This window comes from Mesorhizobium liriopis, assembly GCF_024053505.1.
GTDB classification, from domain to species: Bacteria; Pseudomonadota; Alphaproteobacteria; order Rhizobiales; family Rhizobiaceae; genus Mesorhizobium_B; species Mesorhizobium_B liriopis.
Genome location: NZ_JAMXQS010000005.1, coordinates 75,534 through 93,921, shown reverse-complemented (window position 1 = coordinate 93,921; position 18,388 = coordinate 75,534). Strand labels below are relative to the sequence as shown.

The window sequence follows — 18,388 nt, the reverse complement described above, 5'->3', positions numbered from 1 at the left end:
CAGGGAGCAGCCAGCACTGAGAGTGGATCATACACTGGCTGCCTAGCCAATCCCAACAATTGTTTGGATCTAAGCCGTATCAGCTGAATGCGATGCTGCAATGTGCGCAATGTTGTATTCTATAAAGGTGCGCGTTCCACACCCGTCGCGGTGCTTCCTTCAAACGAGCAGCCGCGAGCCCTGAGCACAGGTTCGCTTTGCGTAAGCTGAGCTCGAGGTGGAATTCAATGCGGGGCTGGTAGCTGTTACTAACCCATCTCGGCCGATTTGTGCATCGCACTATCTTTCAAGCTGGAAAGGGCGCAGGGTGATACATGGACAACCTCTCTTTCCGTATTCCACTCGTGATCTTCGCCAGACGTCCACGTGAAGTGGTTCTCGTTTCGACGGTGGCGGAAGCGTTTGCATTTCTGTTCATGCGGGCGAAGCTAGAGGACAATCGTCATTGGAAAGCTGCGCTCGAGTCCTGCCGGATTGCTGAATTGGGCCGAGGCACGGTGACAGCAGCACGCTCCACCTTCGTTGCCGCCGTTCGCCAAGCAGGTATGTCGGTGGATGCGAAATTGGTCGCAATCTAGCAGCGTTCTTGATCGCACTTATTGCGGCCTCAATTGCAGCGCATGGTGATCCATGTCCTAGACATCTTTTGAAGTTCCGCTCGTCGTGTTCTCTACGGCGCCCAGCAACGTTTGCCTTATCAACAACGCCGACGAAGCCTGGAATTTCCTAGTTGCCCATTGGCCATTGAATGCGACCGACGAGTGGCTAGATGCTATGACCTACTGTCATCTAGCCAATCCCGGGCATCTTGCGAACAAACAGGCACGTGCGAGCTTCGTTAATGCAATCCGATTGGCCGGCATGACGGTTGATCAGTCTCACTACCGGTTCTGACGCCGTGTATTTGTGGAGCATTGGGATTGGTGTAACGGAACGAACTGCTGGCCTCGCAAACGGCATAGCGCTCGTGGCGTGGTTTGGCCACTTGCAAGGTTCTGAAGGATTCTCCGTTCTGACGTCCCTTCTCGTGGCCATAACGACGATTGGAACCCCATGCCTGAACTGACGTTGCGTTATCCTCGGGAGCAGTGCTCCCTGCAAGAATATCGTTTCCGAGCTCCAAGCCCGCCTGATCCGCTTCAGGCGGGCTTTCTGCTGTCGGTGGCGTGGCTGAGCCACATGGGCGCGTCATGCCTGCCGCCTTGCCCCTGAGGCCATTGGTCTATCGATAACAACTTCAATGGTGGGCCGGTCCAGCACTCCCCGTCTACCCCAAAGCTGGGCGGGCTTCCGATTTGTACGTTAGCGTACAGAGCCGCTACGCTCTATTAAAAGCAAGCGCCTGCTTGCCTCAGCGTTGTTAGGTAGGGGGCCCATCCAACATATCGCCCTGATTGGCTGTTTCCGTCTGGCATTGGGTCCTTGGATGAAAGGCGACCATGCGTGATCTGTTCTGGCTGTCGGACGAGGCTTAGGCGGTGTTGGAGCCGCATCTGCCGAAGAACCAGCCAGGCAAGCCGCGTGTCGATGACCGGCCAGTGATCTCGGGCATTCTGCATATTCTGAAGACCGGCGGGCGCAGGTCTGATGTGCCGCCTCAGTACAGGCCGGCCAAGACGCGTCTCACAATCGCTCTATCCGCTGGGCACGGCGCGGCGTCTGGCAACGCATCTTCGCCAAGGTCGCAACGGCTGGTGCCGTTCCGGACGAGCTTTGCCTCGACAGCACCCATGTGAAGACTCATCGCTCGGCTTCAGGCGGAGTTCGAAGGATCAGAAAGATATCCAGTGGATGTCCTTCCCGGAGAACGGGGAGTTCAGCCATGCGGCTGCGTCTCGCGTGGTGGCCGAACAACGAAAATCCATTGCCTGGCCGACGCTTGTGGCCGGATCGTCGCCATCGCCCTGACGCCTGGCAACATCGCCGACATCACCATGGCGCTGCCGCTTCTGCAGGCCATGACGCCGACCCAGCGCCTCATCGCCGATAAGGCCTATGACGCCGACCGTCTGCGAAACTGGCTCGTCGAACGGGAGATCGAGCCCGTCATTCCCGGGCGAGCCGCACGCGATGTCATCTACCCGTTGAACCGCACAGCCTACCGCCGGCGCAACATCATCGAGCGCATGTTCGGCAGGCACAAGAACTGGAAGCGCATCGCAACCCGATACGATCGCCTCGCCATCAACTATCTCGCCGCCATCGCTCTAATCGCGACGGTCACTCAATGGCTTGGGTGAGTCCCCTACCTAGTCTGAGCCAAGCCTTGCAGCAGTTCTAATGCCGCTTGGGCAAGTTGCTTGGCTGCAGCGCCGACCAAGTTACGGCCTATGAGATGCTGCCGCCAACTTGCACGGGCATTTCCCACCCACTCGACAGCAGTAGCCTTAAAATGAGCGAAGCACCACGTCCAGCAGCGCGAGGAAAGCGGTGCTCCGAGCGGAACATGCGTTCACCGACCAAGGGAAGGACATCGGCGACATCCGACACACCTTTTTCATTTGGGTGATTATAGGGATGGTCCAAGATTGCCTAGTTCGGGTTGGTGATGTGAGGCCATGTAGTCGTAGGTGAAAGGTCAACGTTCCGAGGTTGGAAGGTTTCCGCACGATAAACCAATGCGCTGGAATGACCGTCGCACAGCTACTAGGGCGGCGCGACTGACCGCTTCACACAAAGAGGGAGAGCAAGATGACCGTGACGGCTGCCGCGAAAGCCACTTTGGCGAGTAACGAACGGTAGTCATATAGGTAAAGAGATGCTGGAATATGGAGCTTCACGGCGGTCTCCAATCGTTATTCCTGCGGCAGCTGTGGCGGCCACGTCTGTGCATGCATTCAAGATAACGGTAAAATTTGGCAGGTTGTAATCGCTAAGGCTTGTCGGCCGCACCGCCCTCGCTGTCCCAGCGGCCGATACTTTCAGAAGCGCTTGGCTGCGGATTGGACGTGAAATCCTTGCCCTTGATCCAGTCTCTTACATCTGTCCAGGCATCAGCCTCTGAAAGACCGAGACGAACTTTGACCATCTGCTGCAGCTGGGCCTCGTTCTTGATCGTGGACATGTCGTAAAGAGTGATGAAGGACCAGCGCTGTCGCGCATCCGTCATGTAGCCCCTTTTGCGGGCCACGGTCTCGCGGCTCTCGCCACCTTGAAATCCGAACATTGTCGTACTCCTGCGAAGCGTTCAGCCGAAGGCTGAGCGGGAGTTCCCGCAGTATAGGATCTGCGGTCTCTCAAGCTTGCTTCTGCAATACAACATGGGGATGAGAGACGTTTTTAACAAGCCATCGATACCTAATTGCTGAAATAAAACCCTTATTATCGAATAAATCCGCGAACTTCACTGTAGGAAGATGATAAATGATAGGTATTGGTAATTTGAGAGCACATGGGTAGGTGCAATAAGTAGAGGAAATAACTATCAGTTGTGGCCGCATCCGCCGGGACGAGCTTAAATTTATGGAACAATAAACTTGGCGCGATGTTGAGAGTGGTGGCAGCCATGAAATTGTTGGCTCTTGCCCCCAAATAGAAACGAGTCACGATAATGGACAACCTTACGCCATCCGCGTCGGTTCCGACGCGCAACAATCCCGTGCACATTGCCATTCTTTTCGGCTTGGCCGCTGCGGCCATTGGTGCTCTCTTCGTCTACCAGACTTATGATGTAACGCAGATCGGCAGCCGGACGCAGATTGAACGGACGCAGTAATCAACCTGCTGGCACGATAACGTCGGACAGGTATGGTGATGCATGCCGCGCTGCGAAGTCAGCTCGAATTAAGGGCCCATGACCATCGCAACGCGTTCCGTGCGTTCCTTTTCCGGCGAATTGATTCAGGCGTCATTGGACGAAGCGGTCCCTTCGGCAGGCGATTAACGAGGTAACTGGACCCGCGATCCAATTTTACACATGGGGTCATCCAGTCGAGCTCTTTCAAAGACCTCCCGTTGAGAGCATTTCCGCGTAAACCTTGCGTACGGATACCACCGGAAGTGTTCGCTGACAGCGTCAGATGTACCAAGACAGATGGCCTGATTCCACGAGGAAGGGTAGAGCGCCTTGCCCATCGCATTCTCGACAATGAGGTAGGCGGCAGTCACGCCTAGCGCTGCCAGGCTCCGCCGCACGAACGCGAGTGATCCGCAGCCCGGCACTTCACCCGGAAGGTAATTCTCATATGGCACTCAGCTTCCTCAACCCAAGTCGCTCATACGATGCGGAAAATCGCCGTGTTCGCTTTATTGGACATGATGGCATGCGGTCGGTGCCTTTTGCGATCGAGATCGGCGCTCTCCGGGCAAAAGGGCTAAGCCTGCTCAATGGCGAGGCTGAGTCACTTGCCGCCTTCGATGCCTCCTTGGGCGCGATTCACGACGTTGCGCGGGAGGTTTACAAAAGCAACCGTCAAACAACCTACCTGCTGCGCGCCGCTGATTTCGACTGACCGTATGGGCAGGCCCTAGTTCATGGCCGCATTTACGCACTAGCTGGCAGCTTTTGCCCTTCGTATCGAAAGCCAGACAGTCTGCTCCCCGCTCAACTCCTGCCATTCCGCTTCGCGCCTCATTCCAGCCGTTCCGACTATCCTGAAGCTGTCCCGAAAGCTGCCATTGAGAAGCGGAGGTTTGGACGACGGAACTGGGGTGGTCTCCCGCCCGTCCGTTTCGGGGCCAATAGCTTCGTAATTTGCCTTCCGCGAACGGCGCATCCGTTGCGCATCGCTAGAAGAGTCTGCGTTGAAGTCAGGCTACTGCCTCCATCTGCAAGCGTGCCTGGCGAATTTCCCGCGCCGGTGGTTGTCCGAACAGGCGGCCATACTCGCGGGTGAACTGCGACACGCTCTCGTAGCCTACACCATAGGCCACATCCGCGACGGCGTGCCCCTCCGCCAACATGCGTCTTCGTGCTTCGATGAGCCGAAGCTGCTTTTGGAATTGGAGCGGCGACAACGAGGTGATGGCCCGGAAGTGCAGATGGAATGCTGACAGGCTCATGTTGGCGACGTTCGCCAAGGTTTCGACTTTGATGGCCTCGGCATAGTGTGATCGCAGGAGCCCAACGGCTCGCCCGATCCGTTGGGCATGGCTGTCGCTGATGCCAAGCGCCCTGATCGCCCGTCCATGTTGACCTTTGAGGAGCCAGTAGTGCATTTCACGGCTGAACTGTTGCCCTAATATCGAAAGGCTGTCCGGCTTATCGAGCAAGCGGAGCAGCCGACAAGCCGCATCTGCGAGTTCGTATCCAGTTGGATCGACCTGGACCGGTTCATGGACCTCGAACGTCGTTGCCCCCATCTGGCTGACCAGTCCTGCGATCATCGCGGGGTCGAGTTCAAGGACCAAGGAGTAATAGGGCAAGATCGGGCTGGCTGCCGTGATCTGGCTGACAGTTGGGACATCGCTGGAGATAACAAGGGACTCGCCCGCTCCGAAGTCGAGTGTCCTGGTCCCCATCGACACGCGCTTGTTGCCCTGCAAGACCAAAGCGACCAACGGCTTCGACACTGCGTATTGCAGTCTAGTCGGCGCGGTTTCGCGAAGGACCGCCAGACCGTTCACTGATGTTGCAGTCACGCCGTTCACGTCAGCATGGGCGTCAGCGTAGCGGCGGGCATGGTAGAGAAGCGTATCATGCATATGCTCACCGTAGGCATCGGAAGAGACGGCGCCAACCGGATTGGACAATCAGGCAAATTTTGCGGACGATCGCGCAACGAGGATCGGGATAGATGCGGCACAAGGAAGCTCCAAGCAACCCGGAGACATCCATGACCACGATTTCCCTTGTCACAGGCGGTAGCCGCGGCCTCGGACGCAACACAGCGATCAGCATCGCACGTCATGGCGGCGATGTTGTCCTAACCTACCGCAGCGGGAAAGTTGACGCACTGGCGGTCGTTGCCGAGATCGAAGCGCTCGGTCGCAAAGCAGTAGCACTGCAGCTCGACACCGGCGACGTCGCCTCACTTTCCACTTTTGTGGCAACGCTTCAGAACACCTTGCGTGTCACCTGGGGCCGCGACACGTTGGATCATCTCGTTAACAATGCCGGTCACGGCGAGATGGCGGACTTCGCGTCGACGACCGAAGAGCAGTTCGACACGCTGTTCGCTGTTCACGTGAAAGGCGTATTCTTTCTGACGCAGGCGCTTCTGCCAGTGCTGACGGATGGCGGGCGCATCGTGAACTTCTCCTCCGGACTGACCCGCGTTTCCTTCCCAGGCTTCTCGGCCTATTCGGCCGCCAAGGGGGCAATCGAGGTCTTAACGGTCTATATGGCCAAGGAGCTTGGTGCTCGCGGCATCACCGCCAACACCGTCGCTCCCGGCGCAATCGAGACCGATTTTCTCGGCGGAGCGGTGCGCGACATTCCTGACTACAACACTGCATTTGCCAACATGACGGCGCTTGGCCGCGTTGGCTTGCCCGACGACATCGGCCCCATGGTGGCCAGCCTCCTGGGTCCCGATAACCGTTGGGTGAACGGCCAGCGTATCGAAGTGTCGGGCGGCCAGACCATCTGACGCTTGGGCTTCCAATTATCTCGATGGGTTCCACGACTGCTGCCCATTGGGATGGTGTATGCATCTGAACGTCCGCTCTTGGGACGTTACGGGCGGTTGAGGTCTCGGAAGGGTCGATTTCAACCCCGGCAACGTACCGAGCACTATGCCGAGCGGCCGTCGGCTCTCAGAACATCCATCGACAAAATGGATAGCAGATTGCTCGGCGCCCTCTCCATCGAACCGCATCCCAGCTTAAGCGGAGAACATCATGATTTCACCCTACACGATCAACATACCCGACGAACGGCTCGCCACGATCAGAGCAAAGGTCGAGGCTTATGACTTTAGCCAGTTGCCGGATGCGGGGGGCTGGTCAGCGGGGGTCGGAATTGATGACCTCAAGCGGCTCGTCGCGTATTGGCAGGACAGCTATGACTGGCGTGCGGTTGAACGGCGCCTCAATGCACTCCCCAACTTCACGGCCAACGTGGAAGGCGAGCACCTCCATTTCGTTCATGTGAAGGGCGACGGCTCCAAGCCGCCCGTCCTGTTTCTCCACGGCTGGCCGGGCTCGTATCTCGAGTTCGAGCGGCTCCTGGAGCCGCTTGCAGCGGACGGGCACAATGTTGTCGTCCCGTCGCTGCCGGGCTTCGCGTTCTCCAACCCGATCACGCGCCCAATCGGCCCGCGGCGTGCTGCTGCGCTTATGCATGGGCTGATGATCCAACTGTTCGGCGACGCGCGGTATTTCATTCAAGGGGGTGATTGGGGCCACGCCATTGCGGCTTGGGCAGCGCATGATCGACCGGATGCTCTGCTCGGCATCCATATCAACATGATGACCATGCGTGTGGAGGACGCCGCTCCGACGACTGGCGAGGAGAAGGCCTTCGTCGCCCAGCGGGCCGCGATTGCCGATCGGGAGAGCGCCTACTTTCACGAACAGGCGACCCGTCCGCAGACGCTCGGCGTCGCGATGGCCGACAGCCCAGTCGGAGTGGCGGGCTGGATACTCGAAAAGTTCGGCAAGTGGGCCGATCTTCCGACAACCGCCGATGGCGACCCCAACATCTGGAGCAAGTTTTCCGAGGAGGAACTCCTCACCAACATCATGCTCTACATTGCGCCGGCATCGTTCGTGACTGCAACCTGGATCTACTACGGCAGCCGGCTTGAGAAGTCGATGATGCTTCCGGCCGGCACCCGCATCCAAGTGCCGACCGGCGTTGCGGCCTTTCCCGATCCAGTGTTCTTGCCGCCGCCGCGCTCGTTCGCGGAGAAGACCTACAACATCGTGCATTGGACCGACATGCCGCGGGGCGGGCATTTCGCCGCTCTGGAGGAGCCAGACCTGATGCTGGCCGACTTGCGCGCCTTTATCGCGACGGTGTCGGGAGCGCGCTCCTGAAGGTGGAGTTCTCCGTTCCCGAAGCGCGGCGCTTGGCGCTAGCGGCGCAGGGCTTCAATGCCCTGCGTCGTCACGATCGCATCGGCGCAGGCCAGCAGGCGTCCATCGAGATCAAGGGCATATACGTCGAGACGCGCCGCCCCGAGCTCTCGATCAGAATATTGAAATCTGACATCGGCGTGGTCGTCCGCTCCGTCGCGGACGACCCCTTCTGCTCTCACTATGTGAGCACTCTGTCTGCATTGAAGTGGGAAGCGGAAATACCTGATCCATCGTCACCTCAAGCGTTGTTGTATGCCCAATGACCCTTGGCGCCGAGTGCCTTGGCAAAGGCTTCTCGCCCGCTACCTGTAAGCCATGTGGAAACTTGTATGAGGTCTGGTTCAAGCTCGCGCAAGGCATGGATATCCGCGTGTCCCGCAAGCGGGCCCTCATCCAAGAGGTTGGTCAGCTTGGAGAGAAAGAGGTTGGCAGCCAAATCATCGTCAGAGAAACGGGCATAGGTAATGGGACGGCCGGCCGCCTGGGTGAACAGCGTCTCCAGTTTGTGCCCCGTCAACTCATCACCCGCGATCTCGAACGTCTGCCCGCCGAACCGCTTGGGATCGGCGAAGACCGCAGCGACGATCCGGCCGATATCTTCAACGGCGATGAACTGCATCGACTGGTCTGGCCGGACGAAGAAGGTGAAACGGTCCTTATCCAGCCCGAAGCCCGGCATCACCAGCATCTCCATGAAGGTGGCAGGGCGAACGATCGTCCAAGTAAGCGGCAGGGAGCGGACATGCGCCTCGATGCGTCTCTTCGTATCGAAATGAGCGACACCGGTTGGCTTGTCGCCGACCGCAGCGCCTGAGCTGTAAACGAGGTGCCGAACGCCCGCCTCGACTGCCAAGTCCGCGACTGCGATGCCGTAGCGTACCTCTTCCTCGTCTGTCACTGTGCCGCCAGGCGAACTTGGCTGAACGCTGAAGACGCCATGGACTTCCTGCATGGCTTTCTGCATCGAGGCCTGGTCGGCGTAGCTACCCTCGACCAATTCGGCGCCGGCGTCGCGAAGCGCCATGGTAGCCGGTGACCCTAGGTCACGCACAATGGCCCGCACGGGGCGCCCCGCTTTCAGGAGTGCGGTTACAACTGATCCGCCCTGCTGACCTGTGGCACCGAACACGAGGATCGGCTGGCGATGTGACATGATTGAGAACCCTACTTTGTCTCGAGGGTTACCCATCTATACTCATGCCGCTCGGCTCGGAAGACGGCACACGAGCTACCCTCGGGCACAGGGATGATACAAATGGAACGGCAGATCTACGGACGGCCCTATCAGGAGACAGAGAAGGGTCCTGTATTCCGGCCCTGCGCCCCGAACGGCGTGCTGGCACGCCTTGGCGACAAATGGACTGTCCTCGTCATGAGCCACTTGGCGGTGGCATCTTCGCACCGCCTCCGCTTCTCGGAAATGAAGGCGGGCATCGTGGGCATCACGCAGCGCATGCTGACGGTCACCCTGCGCAACCTCGAGCGTGACGGGCTGCTGACGCGCCACTACTTTCCCGAAGTGCCACCACGCGTCGAGTATGAGCTGACCGAGATGGGCGCGAGTATGCTGCCAGCACTAGAGGGCTTCACCTCTTGGATCCGAGATAATTGGCCCCGTATTGCGGAATGCCGTCGTCGGTTCGACGGCAAGGAGAATTCGGTTCCATGATAGTCGGCCGGAACGCCGATGAACCAAGCGGTGGTAATTGCTTACACAGACGAAGCTGCTTCCCATGAGTGACTGGGATAGGGTCGGGAAATGAAGGTCAGCTTTTCGTTGCTTGTGCCTTAACCCGGACGGTATGGGGTCGGCCCAGCTTATGCCGTTCCGCTTTGCGCCTCATTCCAGCCATTTCGCCACTCCGACAATCGCCTATAAGCAGCCATTGGTACGACGCGTTTCTATCGTCCGGAGTGGATGGGAGGCAGACAGGTAGGTCTCGGAGATATACGACGTCAAAGTCTCCTTTCATTCCCTAAAATAAATACGTTTTAAGAATATTTAATCCGGTAAAACCGAAGTATTACATCGCGCAAAAACACAACACCATCCATCTCATTCGCGATAAGACGTTGCAGTCACGAGCCGCTTGGTGGAGAGAGGCAGTAAATTGTCTAGGATATGATGTGCACCTGACCGAGACCGGTGAATATCGACCTCTGCGTAAGGAATTTGAGTTTGGTGTTCATGTGAATCAATTGATGCCTAGAGCATTTTTGCCAAATTATCGCTGTTCCTGAACCCCATCGCCATGATTGTGAGAACAGGGTTGTAAGCCCCATTGGTTGGATGAAGCGAGGCGTCGCTCACGAACAGATTCGGGTGGCCCCATACCCGACCGAATGGGTCCGTGACCGATATCGCTTCGTCGTCCCCCATGCGGCAGGTGCCGGCTTGGTGCTGACCTGCAGAAAGGCGCGGAGCGGGCAACGCACCCCAGGTCCGGATTGTACCTGATGCCTCAAGCCAAGCCTCCGCCTTCTCATGCATGGCTGCGACCGTCCGCAATGTTTCCGGATGCACAACACCGCTGAGCCGCGGGACGAAGCGTCCGAATCGGTCCTTGCAGGTCTGATCCAGCGTAACGCGGCAGTCGGGAGCCGGAACCTCGTGAACGGGCCCCTTGATCTGAGAGACCCGCCGATAATTGTCGCGCATGAAATGCTTGGCCTTCAACCCAAAGCGTGGGAGATCGGGCGGAAGAGCCTGTTTCCAGAAGATTGCCGGCAGCATCACGAAGTCATCCGCTAGCATTGCGCCCGCAACCACGCCTTCGTTCCCGTGCACGAAATCGGTCGTGGCAATCGTGACGCCGGGTCCATGGCTGTTCTCCACCTCGTCCTCGAAAAGCCCGAAGACAGTCGGGTAATAGTGTCCCTGAAGGTTGCGGCCGACGAGGTCACGATTATTGCCGAGGCCATGAGGTTCGGAATCTGTGGCGGAAGCCAGAAGCAGGCGTGCGCTTTCGATGGCGCCTGCAGAAAGCATCACTGCCCTGGCAGTGATGCGGCGCCGTATCTCGGCATTACCTTCGCCCATGTCGATCAGGTCAATGCCGACCACGCGACCGCGGGCATTGGTTGCGATCCGCTCCGCGACTGTGCCGGTCATGATCTCGCAGCGGCCCGTCGCGAGTGCGCGCTGAATCACGGTGTTCTGCGTGCCGTTCTTGGCGTCGCTCGGACAAGGGAAGCCGACACAGGAGCCGCACTGGACGCACGCGGCGCGGCCGTCACGCGGCACCGTGTTGATCAGGATCGGCGGCGTGAACGTGCTGATGCCGAGATTTGTGGCGCCTGCCCTGAGTTTCGCGGTGGAGGGCTTGGGCGGAAGCGGCGGCATGGGATAGCCGCGAGTCCGTGCTCCTGAATTGGTGTCTCCATCATGTCCGGCGACGCCGATCTCCCATTCGGCGCGCTCATACCATGGAGCGAGTTCGGCATAGGAAATCGGCCAATCGACCAGAGATGAGCCCTTCGGCACTCCATAACGGCTCTTAAGGCGGAAATCGTCTGGGTGGAAACGCCAAGCCAGGCCGCCGTAAAGCAAGGTACCGCTGCCAACCGTGGATGCGTTGTTGTGATATCCGTCGTCATGGGGGCGCACCACATGCGTCTCACCCGATGCATCGACGAAGATGCGCGGATGGCCATCGACATAAGGGCCAGTGTTGATGCCGTGAGCCTGAAGCCGGTGATTGCGCAGATGGTCCCGGTGCCCGCTGTTGGCATGCGAACGCCAGCGCCCCTGTTCCACCAGAAGAACGCGCTTGCCTGCTTCCGCCAAGACACAGGCCGCAATGCCGCCTGCGGCTCCGGCACCCACCACGATGGCATCGAAATCCATGCTCATGCCCAAAGCTTGCCCATGCGGGCTTCGGATCGATTGGCGGGAGGCCCGTCCGGACCTTCCGGCAGGCCATGCTTGTAGCCGATCATGTGCCAACTGATGGCATCGGGGTTCGCGCCATTGCCTGGATTGGCATAATAGCCCTCGGCAGCAAGCTCGCAGAGTTGCCGAAACCAGACCGTTGCGGCGACCTGTTCCAGAAGCGTGTCCTGGGTAATTTCGGGAGCATCAGCGAAGCTCGCGTAACCCGCATGGCTGGCGAGCTTATCGAGTTCTTCAAGCCCGGCCGCTGCTGAGCCAGCCGACCCATCAGCTCCGCTCTGCCAGAGCGCAAGAATGAAGCGGTCAACGCCTGAAGTCGTCGCCGATGGCCATTCATCAACTGGGATGATGCGGTCGAGAAGGGCAAGAAAGGTGGCCGATGGCATCATTTTCCCGAGCCGCCGAGAAGCCCTCGCACGAATGACTTCTGGAATATCAGGAATGCCAGCATGACCGGAACCGTGGAGACGAGGGTCGCGGCCATGAGCGGCCCATATTCCACCTGAAGGCTCGATGCGAAGCCGGCAATCGCAACAGTCGCGGGGCGGGCATTGTCGCTGCTGGTCAGCGTCATGCCGAAGAGAAGATCGTTCCAGATCGCGCGGCTCTGAATGATGGCAAGTGCGGAAAGACCGGAGGCCGATGCCGGCAGCAGCAGACGCCAGAAGTAGGAAGCCGCGCTGCAGCCGTCGATGCGAGCTGCCTCATACATGGAGCGTGGAACAGAGGAGAAGAAGTTGCGCATGAAGAAGGTGCAGAAGGGGATGGCGTAAGCGGTGTGCACCAGCCACAGGCCACCGATCGTGTCATAAAGGCCGATCGAGCGGATCAGAAAGAAGAGCGGGATCTGCACGATCTGGAAGGGCACCAGCATGCCGGTCAGAAGCACGAAATAGGTGAAGCGGCCGCCGCGCCCATGCATGAAGGCGAGCGGATAGGCGGCAACGCAGCCGATTGCGATCGACAGCACGACGGCCGGCGCCGTGATCAGGATGGAGTTGAGCAGGCTCCGTCCCATTCGTTCGAAGGCCGTGGCATAGTTCTGCCAGTACAGTTCGGTGGGCACCGAGAGAACGCGCGTGATCTCGGCCGGCGATTTCAGCGAGGTCAGGATGGCGAGCACGAGGGGCGCCACGAAGACCAGGGCGAAGACGATTGCGACCGTGTAGGGAACGGGCCCGCGCCGGTTGATGGTCTGCGCGCTCATCAGTCGGCCTCGCTGTCGGCGACACGGCGCGACATGTATGCGATGTAGGGCATGATCACGACTCCCGCGATCAGGAGAAGGTAGACGGAGATCGCGCTCGCGCGGCCCATCTCGAAGCGGCCGAAGGCGACGTCATACATCTGCGTGGCTAGAACCTCGGATGCGTAAGCGGGGCCACCGCTTGTCGTTGCCCAGACGATATCGAACAGGCGCATGGCATCGATGGCCGAAATGCCGAGCACGATGATGGTGGAAGGCCAAAGAAGCGGGAAGCTGACACGCCAGAAGCTCTGCCAGGGCGTGGCACCCTCGATGCGGGCAGCTTCCAGCAGTTCGACCGGAATGTTGCGCAGGCCTGCGAAGAAGACGAGAAATGCAAAGCCCGTCGTCCACCAAAGCACGGCGCCCATCAGCGCGAAGTTCACAACTCCCGGATCGCCCAGCCAGTTTTGCGCGAACTCGCCCAGACCCACATTGCGCATCAGTGTCGTCAGCAGGCCGTTGGAGGGTTCGTAGACCCAGCGCCAGATGGCCGCGACGGCCACCGCCGGAATGGTGAAGGGCAGAAAGAATATGATGCGGAAGGCGCGTTCGCCCCGCAGGCCTCGATCGAGCACCGCTGCAAGCAGAAGCCCCAGCGCTGTCGGTCCGAGCAGCATGAAGACGAGCCAGGAAATGTTGTTGAGCACCGCATGATAGAAACGGGGCTGGGCGCTTAGGACCCAATAGTTGCGCAGGCCGATGAAGCGCATGTTCTGCGCGACACCATCCCAGTCATGCAGCGAAAGGTAGAAGGTCGAGACGATCGGGTAGAGGAAAAAGACAGCGAAGAGCGCGACGGGAAGTGCCAGGAACCCGGCGAAGGTGAGAGTGGTTCGCGACCATCCGGCTTTGGCTGGCATGTGCGCCATGGGCCATGGCTCCGTCAGAGTAAGAATGTCAGGCGGCAGGAAGAGCTTAGCGCGCTTGCCTGCCTTGAATGGGGACGGCGCGCCGAGGGAGCTTCGGCGTGCCGTCTCCTAGGCCATCACCACTTGGTGTAGGCTTCTTCCGCGAGAGCTTCCTGGCGCAAGGCTTCCAGCGTGCTGATCACCTCGTTTTCAGTGCTCTCGGAGGGGTCGATGGCGAAGCGCTCGATCTGGTTGCCGAGTTCGGTGCCGACCTTGGTCGGCAGCAGGAAGAAGAGGTTGGGCAGAACCGCGTTCGCCTTGGAGGCCGCAGCATACTGCTCGGCGAACTTCTTGCCGGCATAGTCGTAGATCGAGGCCGGAACAGCCGTGGACGGGGCAAGCGAGCCTTTCGGAACTGCGAAGGATTCGAGCCCCTTCGGCGAGGTTGCCGCCCGGATAAAGCCTTCCGCGGCCTTCACCGTCGCTTCCGGTCCCTCGGGAACCGCGAAGGCATCCATCTGGAAGATCACCTTGCCATCAGTGCCGGGTGCGGGGAAGACATCGAACTTCTCGCCCGGCGCAAAGCCGGCCTGCTTGAAGTAGGCGGAAGCCCAGATGCCCATCATGAACATGCCGGTATTGTTGTTGACCACGTCATCGGCGGTCTGCGTCCAGGTCTTGCCGCTCCAGTTCTTGGCGTAGCAGCTCACCATTGTGTCCCGGTAGAGTTGAAGCGCCTTGCGGAACTCCGGCGTGTCGAAGCCCATCTCGCCGCTGGCGATTTTGTAGTAGCCGTCGACGCCGACGGTAGAAACGAGCGGGGCGTAGAAGTTGTAGAGGCTCCAGAAGGGACCACCGGCATTGCCCAGCGGCTCGACCCCACCCTCACGCAAAGTCTTGCAGGCGGCCACCAGCTCGTCCCAATTCGCGGGCGGGGTGATCTCCATCTTCTCGAAGATCGCCTTGTTATAGAAGACGTTGTTGATGAGAGAGAGATCGAAAGGAATGCCGTAAGGCTTGCCGCCGATCTTGACGACGCGCTGGATGCCTTCGGGGAATATCTCATCGCCTTTGATTTCGGCCCAGACGGCGGAAAGGTCGTGGAGACGGCCACCATCGACGAATGTCTTCAGCTCCGACGCCATTGAGCTTTGATAGGCTGCCGGCGGCTGGCCGCCGAGAAGGGCCGTTTGCAACTGACGGCGCAGTTCCACGACGTTTCCAGGAATGACACGCTGGCCGACCGGGTTATCGGGGTTTTGCTTGTTTGCATAATCGATCAGGGCGTCGATCCCGGCTTTTTCCGAGCCTGCCGCGTAGTAGTGCCAGATTTCGGGTTTTTCCTGCGCCCGTGCCGAGCCGGCCAGCGCCGTCGCTGCAGCAAGCGCGCCAAGTACGGCGGCAAACTTCTGAATTCGCCTCATAATCTTCTCCTGTTCCCGCTTTCGCTCCTGGCCGAACACCACCGCGGTGTCGTAGCCGGATTTATCTTTGTAAAAGAAAAACTGGCGGCGATTTTTCGGTCTGTCAATGCGAATCTTTGCGGATGTGCCTGATCCGCCTCCGGCTGCTCCTTGCTTGCGGGCATTGGAAGTCACAACAAACCGCTGATTTAACGGGCATATATAAATTCCTCATCTGTTCGCTGGAAAAATGCATCCGAGTCGACGCTTGACACGGCAACATATTATCGGACATGTTTTTCTTGTTTCGAGATTAAATTGATGGGAGGGTCGGACATGAAAAGCTCGTTCACACGACGCTTCCACGCCAACGAGATATTTCACTGCATCCGTCTGGTGCCGCAGATCTCGCAGCGCGACATCATCGAGAAGACTGGTTTCGACAAGTCGACCGTTTCCTCCGTGATCAATCGCTTCGATGCCATGGGCCTGGTTGTTCGCGCGCCCAAGCAGGGCGAGAACCGGCCCGGCCGGCCATCGGAGGCGCTTGCAATCTCGCAGCAGAGCGGGCTCTTGGTCGGCGTTCAGGTGGAGCTGGGGGAAACAATCTTCGTGGCGAGCGGCCTTGATGGTTTGCCGATCGCCCAGCACCGAACGCGCTTCGGCGGGCAGGTCGGTGAACTCGCGCAGCATGTCGCCAAGGGTATCGAAACGGTGCTCCATATGAGTGACCGACAGGCTGAGCTGCTGGGCGTAGGCGTTTCATTGCCCGGGCTCATCGACCGGAACGGTACCCTGCTGCATGCTCCCGTTCTGGGCTGGCGCGATGTTCCCGTTCTCGATCTTTTGGCCGGGGAAATCAGCACGCCGCTCTACGTGGGCAATGACGGCAAGGCGGCAGCCACCGCCGAGCATCTTTTCGGCAGCTGCATCGGCGTCAAGGATTTCATCTACCTTTTTTCGGGGTCCGGCGTCGGCGGCGCGCTCTTTCTCGACGGCGAGACCTATCTCGGCATGAACGGGCTTGCCGGCGAACTCGGCCACCTCAAGGTTGTGCCGCAGGGCCGCATCTGCTCGTGCGGCTCTGCCGGCTGCCTTTCGGCCTACCTGTCTGCACCGGCTCTTTGCCGCGAAATCAGTGCCGCCATGGGCAATACGGTCGTCTCGTTCGATCAGATCATGTTGCAAGCGGGCGAGCGTGAGCCGGTGACGCTGGCAGTGCTCGAACAGGCCGGTGCCATTCTCGGCTCGGCGGTGGCGAGCCTCATCAACACGTTCAACCCGCCCGTCGTCGCATTCGGAGGCGACATGGCCCGCGCGGAAGGCTTCATCCGGCCCGCGCTGGAGCACGCGATCGGCCGACTTGCGCATCCCCGGATGGCCGAGGCGACACGCCTGCTGTTTTCCGAGATTTCAGTCCATCAGCCCTATCTCGGCGGCATCGCGCTCGCGCTTGATGGCGTCACAGGCCTCGAAGGGCCCAGCGTACTTCCCTGAAAGAGTTCCTCCAATCCATGACCCAGAAGAGCCAAAGCCGCACGCGCGTCGCGATCGTCGGTCTGTCGATCGAGATCATGCTCGACTCGCCCCTGCATACCGACCGTGCCGCGGTTCAGCATTATTCCTCCGAACAGATGCGCGACGGCGATCTCTGGATGGTGCGAGGCATGCTCCAGCGCATTGCCGAGGACGCTGATGTGGAGGCCGCGCCCTTGCAATGGGCGACCGCGCTTCCTGGCGGACCGCTCGCTGCCGATGCTTACAGGGATGTGAAGGAGCAAGCACTTGCCTTGCTCGCACAGCACGGGCCTTTCAGTGGTGTGCTTGTCGTCAATCACGGCGCTCTCGAAGTGGAGGGACTGGATCGTGATGCGGACACCGATTTTGTGGTCGCCATCCGGGACCTTGTCGGGCCCGATGTTCCGATCGGGCTTTCGCTCGATTTGCATGGAGACATGACACCGGAACTACTCGATGCCGCAACAGTGTTCAGCGTGCTGCGCACGGCGCCTCACCGCGATGATCGCCAGACGGGATACCGCGCGGCCGATCAGCTACTCCGTGTCATTCGCGAAGGAATCGTGCCGAAGAAGGCCGCCGTCAGCGTGCCGATCCTGATTCCCGGTGAGACGGCCGTCACCGCCGCCACACCGGCGCGCGAGCTCTATGGAAGCCTGCCCGGCTACGACGAAAAAGCGGGCATCATGGAAGCCAATATTCTTGTCGGTTTCGCCTGGAACGATCGGCCGTGGACAGCGGCGACCGCAATTGTGGTCAGCGAAGGCGACCCTGCTCTTGCCCGGCGGGAAGCCATGCAACTCGGCCAAGCGATCTGGGACCAGCGTGCGGAGTTTCGGCTGCGCATGGAAACGGCCGAGGTAACGCAAGGCCTGCACCGTGCCGCGACATGCGCAGAACGACCAGTTTTCGTCTCCGATTCTGGCGACAACACCACCGCGGGCGCGGCAGGCGATCTCACGAGCGTGCTGCAGGCGGCGCTGCAGGACCCGGAGGTGCGGGGCGTTGTGATCCTCGGCATTACTGCACCTAAGACGGTCGCCCAGCTCGTCGGAGCGGGAAGGGGCGCCGATGTCCAGATTACGCTTGGATCGGAGCATCTTTCACGACCGAAGACCGCGTGGAATGTATCGGCCCGTGTGGTGGCCTGCGGCGAGTATCTCGAACTCGGCGGCTTCCAGCCTTACCGCTCACGCGAAAGCGCCTGGGCGCTGGTGCGCATTGGTCATGTTCTCGCAAGCTTTCATGCGCAGCCGATCGGCATCACCACGTTGGCGCATTTCGAGGCCATGGGTATTGATCCGACTGCGCATAAAGCTTGCGTCGTCAAACTCGGCTATCTGCATCCGCAGCTGGAAGACATCGCGGCACGCCATATCCTGCTCTTGAGCGACGGTACCTCACAGCTCGACATGACGCGGCTCGACCGCAAGGCGCTGCCACGCCCCACTTATCCCCTCGACCGCGATTTCGCGTGGAGCCCTGAGCAGGGTCTTTACGGTGACGAATAACGTGG

General features: G+C 59.6%; 18 protein-coding genes and 1 pseudogene. 11 read left to right on the top strand and 8 right to left on the bottom strand.

Annotated features, from left to right (window positions below):
- Positions 1-314: 314 nt before the first annotated feature.
- The 3 genes and pseudogenes from NGM99_RS10440 (at position 315) to NGM99_RS10435 (ending at position 2,240) form a co-directional block, all read left to right on the top strand.
- Positions 315-578 carry a DUF982 domain-containing protein gene (locus NGM99_RS10440; RefSeq protein ID WP_252818643.1) on the top strand — a complete coding sequence of 88 codons (264 nt, stop codon included), beginning with the start codon at positions 315-317 and terminating at the stop codon, positions 576-578.
- A gap of 85 nt (positions 579-663) precedes the next feature.
- Positions 664-894 carry a DUF982 domain-containing protein gene (locus NGM99_RS21755; RefSeq protein WP_353937400.1) on the top strand — a complete coding sequence of 77 codons (231 nt, stop codon included), beginning with the start codon at positions 664-666 and terminating at the stop codon, positions 892-894.
- Between the two features lie 584 nt (positions 895-1,478).
- A pseudogene (locus tag NGM99_RS10435) lies at positions 1,479-2,240 on the top strand (IS5 family transposase).
- A gap of 632 nt (positions 2,241-2,872) precedes the next feature.
- Here NGM99_RS10435 and NGM99_RS10430 read toward each other — a convergent pair.
- Complete coding sequence (locus NGM99_RS10430) at positions 2,873-3,166, bottom strand: hypothetical protein (protein WP_252818641.1); 294 nt, start codon at positions 3,164-3,166, stop codon at positions 2,873-2,875.
- Between the two features lie 384 nt (positions 3,167-3,550).
- Here NGM99_RS10430 and NGM99_RS10425 point away from each other — a divergent pair, with 384 nt between their 5' ends.
- Both NGM99_RS10425 and NGM99_RS10420 read left to right on the top strand, forming a co-directional pair.
- Positions 3,551-3,715: a hypothetical protein gene (locus NGM99_RS10425; RefSeq protein WP_252818639.1), complete on the top strand. Its 165-nt coding sequence runs from the start codon at positions 3,551-3,553 to the stop codon at positions 3,713-3,715.
- A gap of 469 nt (positions 3,716-4,184) precedes the next feature.
- The gene (locus tag NGM99_RS10420; protein ID WP_252818637.1) at positions 4,185-4,451 is read left to right on the top strand and encodes a DUF1488 family protein; all 267 of its coding nucleotides are present in this window, start codon (positions 4,185-4,187) and stop codon (positions 4,449-4,451) included.
- A gap of 298 nt (positions 4,452-4,749) precedes the next feature.
- Here NGM99_RS10420 and NGM99_RS10415 read toward each other — a convergent pair whose 3' ends face one another.
- Positions 4,750-5,643 carry an AraC family transcriptional regulator gene (locus NGM99_RS10415; RefSeq protein ID WP_252818635.1) on the bottom strand — a complete coding sequence of 298 codons (894 nt, stop codon included), beginning with the start codon at positions 5,641-5,643 and terminating at the stop codon, positions 4,750-4,752.
- 131 nt (positions 5,644-5,774) lie between these two features.
- Here NGM99_RS10415 and NGM99_RS10410 point away from each other — a divergent pair, with 131 nt between their 5' ends.
- The 3 genes from NGM99_RS10410 (at position 5,775) to NGM99_RS10400 (ending at position 8,225) form a co-directional block, all read left to right on the top strand.
- Positions 5,775-6,530, top strand: coding sequence for an SDR family NAD(P)-dependent oxidoreductase (locus tag NGM99_RS10410; protein WP_252818633.1), 756 nt, complete (start codon positions 5,775-5,777; stop codon positions 6,528-6,530).
- A gap of 250 nt (positions 6,531-6,780) precedes the next feature.
- Complete coding sequence (locus NGM99_RS10405) at positions 6,781-7,920, top strand: epoxide hydrolase family protein (RefSeq protein ID WP_252818630.1); 1,140 nt, start codon at positions 6,781-6,783, stop codon at positions 7,918-7,920.
- Positions 7,921-7,922: 2 nt separating this feature from the next.
- Positions 7,923-8,225, top strand: a complete 303-nt coding sequence (locus NGM99_RS10400) for a hypothetical protein (protein ID WP_252818628.1) — start codon at positions 7,923-7,925, stop codon at positions 8,223-8,225.
- Here the strand turns inward: NGM99_RS10400 and NGM99_RS10395 are convergent.
- Entirely contained in the window at positions 8,201-9,115 is a 915-nt protein-coding gene (locus NGM99_RS10395) for an NmrA/HSCARG family protein (RefSeq protein ID WP_252818626.1), read from the bottom strand. The genes NGM99_RS10400 and NGM99_RS10395 overlap by 25 nt on opposite strands.
- Before the next feature lie 102 nt (positions 9,116-9,217).
- On the opposite strand from NGM99_RS10395, the gene NGM99_RS10390 reads away from it, so the two are divergent.
- Positions 9,218-9,631 (top strand): winged helix-turn-helix transcriptional regulator, encoded by a 414-nt coding sequence (locus NGM99_RS10390; RefSeq protein WP_252818624.1) that lies wholly within the window; start codon positions 9,218-9,220, stop codon positions 9,629-9,631.
- 537 nt (positions 9,632-10,168) lie between these two features.
- On the opposite strand, the gene NGM99_RS10385 is transcribed toward NGM99_RS10390, so the two are convergent.
- From NGM99_RS10385 to NGM99_RS10365, 5 genes are all read right to left on the bottom strand, one after another.
- Entirely contained in the window at positions 10,169-11,815 is a 1,647-nt protein-coding gene (locus NGM99_RS10385) for a GMC family oxidoreductase (protein WP_252818622.1), read from the bottom strand.
- Complete coding sequence (locus NGM99_RS10380) at positions 11,812-12,240, bottom strand: gluconate 2-dehydrogenase subunit 3 family protein (protein WP_252818620.1); 429 nt, start codon at positions 12,238-12,240, stop codon at positions 11,812-11,814. The genes NGM99_RS10385 and NGM99_RS10380 overlap by 4 nt, the downstream gene beginning before the upstream one ends.
- The gene (locus NGM99_RS10375; protein WP_252818618.1) at positions 12,240-13,061 is read right to left on the bottom strand and encodes a carbohydrate ABC transporter permease; all 822 of its coding nucleotides are present in this window, start codon (positions 13,059-13,061) and stop codon (positions 12,240-12,242) included. Before NGM99_RS10375 ends, NGM99_RS10380 begins: the two co-directional genes overlap by 1 nt.
- The gene (locus NGM99_RS10370) at positions 13,061-13,972 is read right to left on the bottom strand and encodes a carbohydrate ABC transporter permease (RefSeq protein ID WP_252818616.1); all 912 of its coding nucleotides are present in this window, start codon (positions 13,970-13,972) and stop codon (positions 13,061-13,063) included. The genes NGM99_RS10375 and NGM99_RS10370 overlap by 1 nt, the downstream gene beginning before the upstream one ends.
- A gap of 116 nt (positions 13,973-14,088) precedes the next feature.
- A complete protein-coding gene (locus NGM99_RS10365) occupies positions 14,089-15,375 on the bottom strand; it encodes an ABC transporter substrate-binding protein (protein WP_252818614.1) in 1,287 nt (428 codons plus the stop codon).
- A gap of 315 nt (positions 15,376-15,690) precedes the next feature.
- Here NGM99_RS10365 and NGM99_RS10360 point away from each other — a divergent pair, with 315 nt between their 5' ends.
- Both NGM99_RS10360 and NGM99_RS10355 read left to right on the top strand, forming a co-directional pair.
- Complete coding sequence (locus tag NGM99_RS10360; RefSeq protein WP_252818612.1) at positions 15,691-16,851, top strand: ROK family transcriptional regulator; 1,161 nt, start codon at positions 15,691-15,693, stop codon at positions 16,849-16,851.
- A 17-nt stretch (positions 16,852-16,868) separates the two neighbouring features.
- Positions 16,869-18,383, top strand: a complete 1,515-nt coding sequence (locus NGM99_RS10355; protein ID WP_252818610.1) for a M81 family metallopeptidase — start codon at positions 16,869-16,871, stop codon at positions 18,381-18,383.
- Positions 18,384-18,388: the final 5 nt, after the last annotated feature.

Bases quoted from the DNA above. Each gene is read 5' to 3' on its own strand.
- NGM99_RS10440 (WP_252818643.1), top strand. From the start codon at position 315: ATGGACAACCTCTCTTTCCGTATTCCACTCGTGATCTTCGCCAGACGT.
- NGM99_RS10430 (WP_252818641.1), bottom strand. From the start codon at position 3,166: ATGTTCGGATTTCAAGGTGGCGAGAGCCGCGAGACCGTGGCCCGCAAA.
- NGM99_RS10425 (WP_252818639.1), top strand. From the start codon at position 3,551: ATGGACAACCTTACGCCATCCGCGTCGGTTCCGACGCGCAACAATCCC.
- NGM99_RS10420 (WP_252818637.1), top strand. From the start codon at position 4,185: ATGGCACTCAGCTTCCTCAACCCAAGTCGCTCATACGATGCGGAAAAT.
- NGM99_RS10415 (WP_252818635.1), bottom strand. From the start codon at position 5,643: ATGCATGATACGCTTCTCTACCATGCCCGCCGCTACGCTGACGCCCAT.
- NGM99_RS10410 (WP_252818633.1), top strand. From the start codon at position 5,775: ATGACCACGATTTCCCTTGTCACAGGCGGTAGCCGCGGCCTCGGACGC.
- NGM99_RS10405 (WP_252818630.1), top strand. From the start codon at position 6,781: ATGATTTCACCCTACACGATCAACATACCCGACGAACGGCTCGCCACG.
- NGM99_RS10395 (WP_252818626.1), bottom strand. From the start codon at position 9,115: ATGTCACATCGCCAGCCGATCCTCGTGTTCGGTGCCACAGGTCAGCAG.
- NGM99_RS10390 (WP_252818624.1), top strand. From the start codon at position 9,218: ATGGAACGGCAGATCTACGGACGGCCCTATCAGGAGACAGAGAAGGGT.
- NGM99_RS10385 (WP_252818622.1), bottom strand. From the start codon at position 11,815: ATGAGCATGGATTTCGATGCCATCGTGGTGGGTGCCGGAGCCGCAGGC.
- NGM99_RS10380 (WP_252818620.1), bottom strand. From the start codon at position 12,240: ATGCCATCGGCCACCTTTCTTGCCCTTCTCGACCGCATCATCCCAGTT.
- NGM99_RS10375 (WP_252818618.1), bottom strand. From the start codon at position 13,061: ATGAGCGCGCAGACCATCAACCGGCGCGGGCCCGTTCCCTACACGGTC.
- NGM99_RS10370 (WP_252818616.1), bottom strand. From the start codon at position 13,972: ATGGCGCACATGCCAGCCAAAGCCGGATGGTCGCGAACCACTCTCACC.
- NGM99_RS10365 (WP_252818614.1), bottom strand. From the start codon at position 15,375: ATGAGGCGAATTCAGAAGTTTGCCGCCGTACTTGGCGCGCTTGCTGCA.
- NGM99_RS10360 (WP_252818612.1), top strand. From the start codon at position 15,691: ATGAAAAGCTCGTTCACACGACGCTTCCACGCCAACGAGATATTTCAC.
- NGM99_RS10355 (WP_252818610.1), top strand. From the start codon at position 16,869: ATGACCCAGAAGAGCCAAAGCCGCACGCGCGTCGCGATCGTCGGTCTG.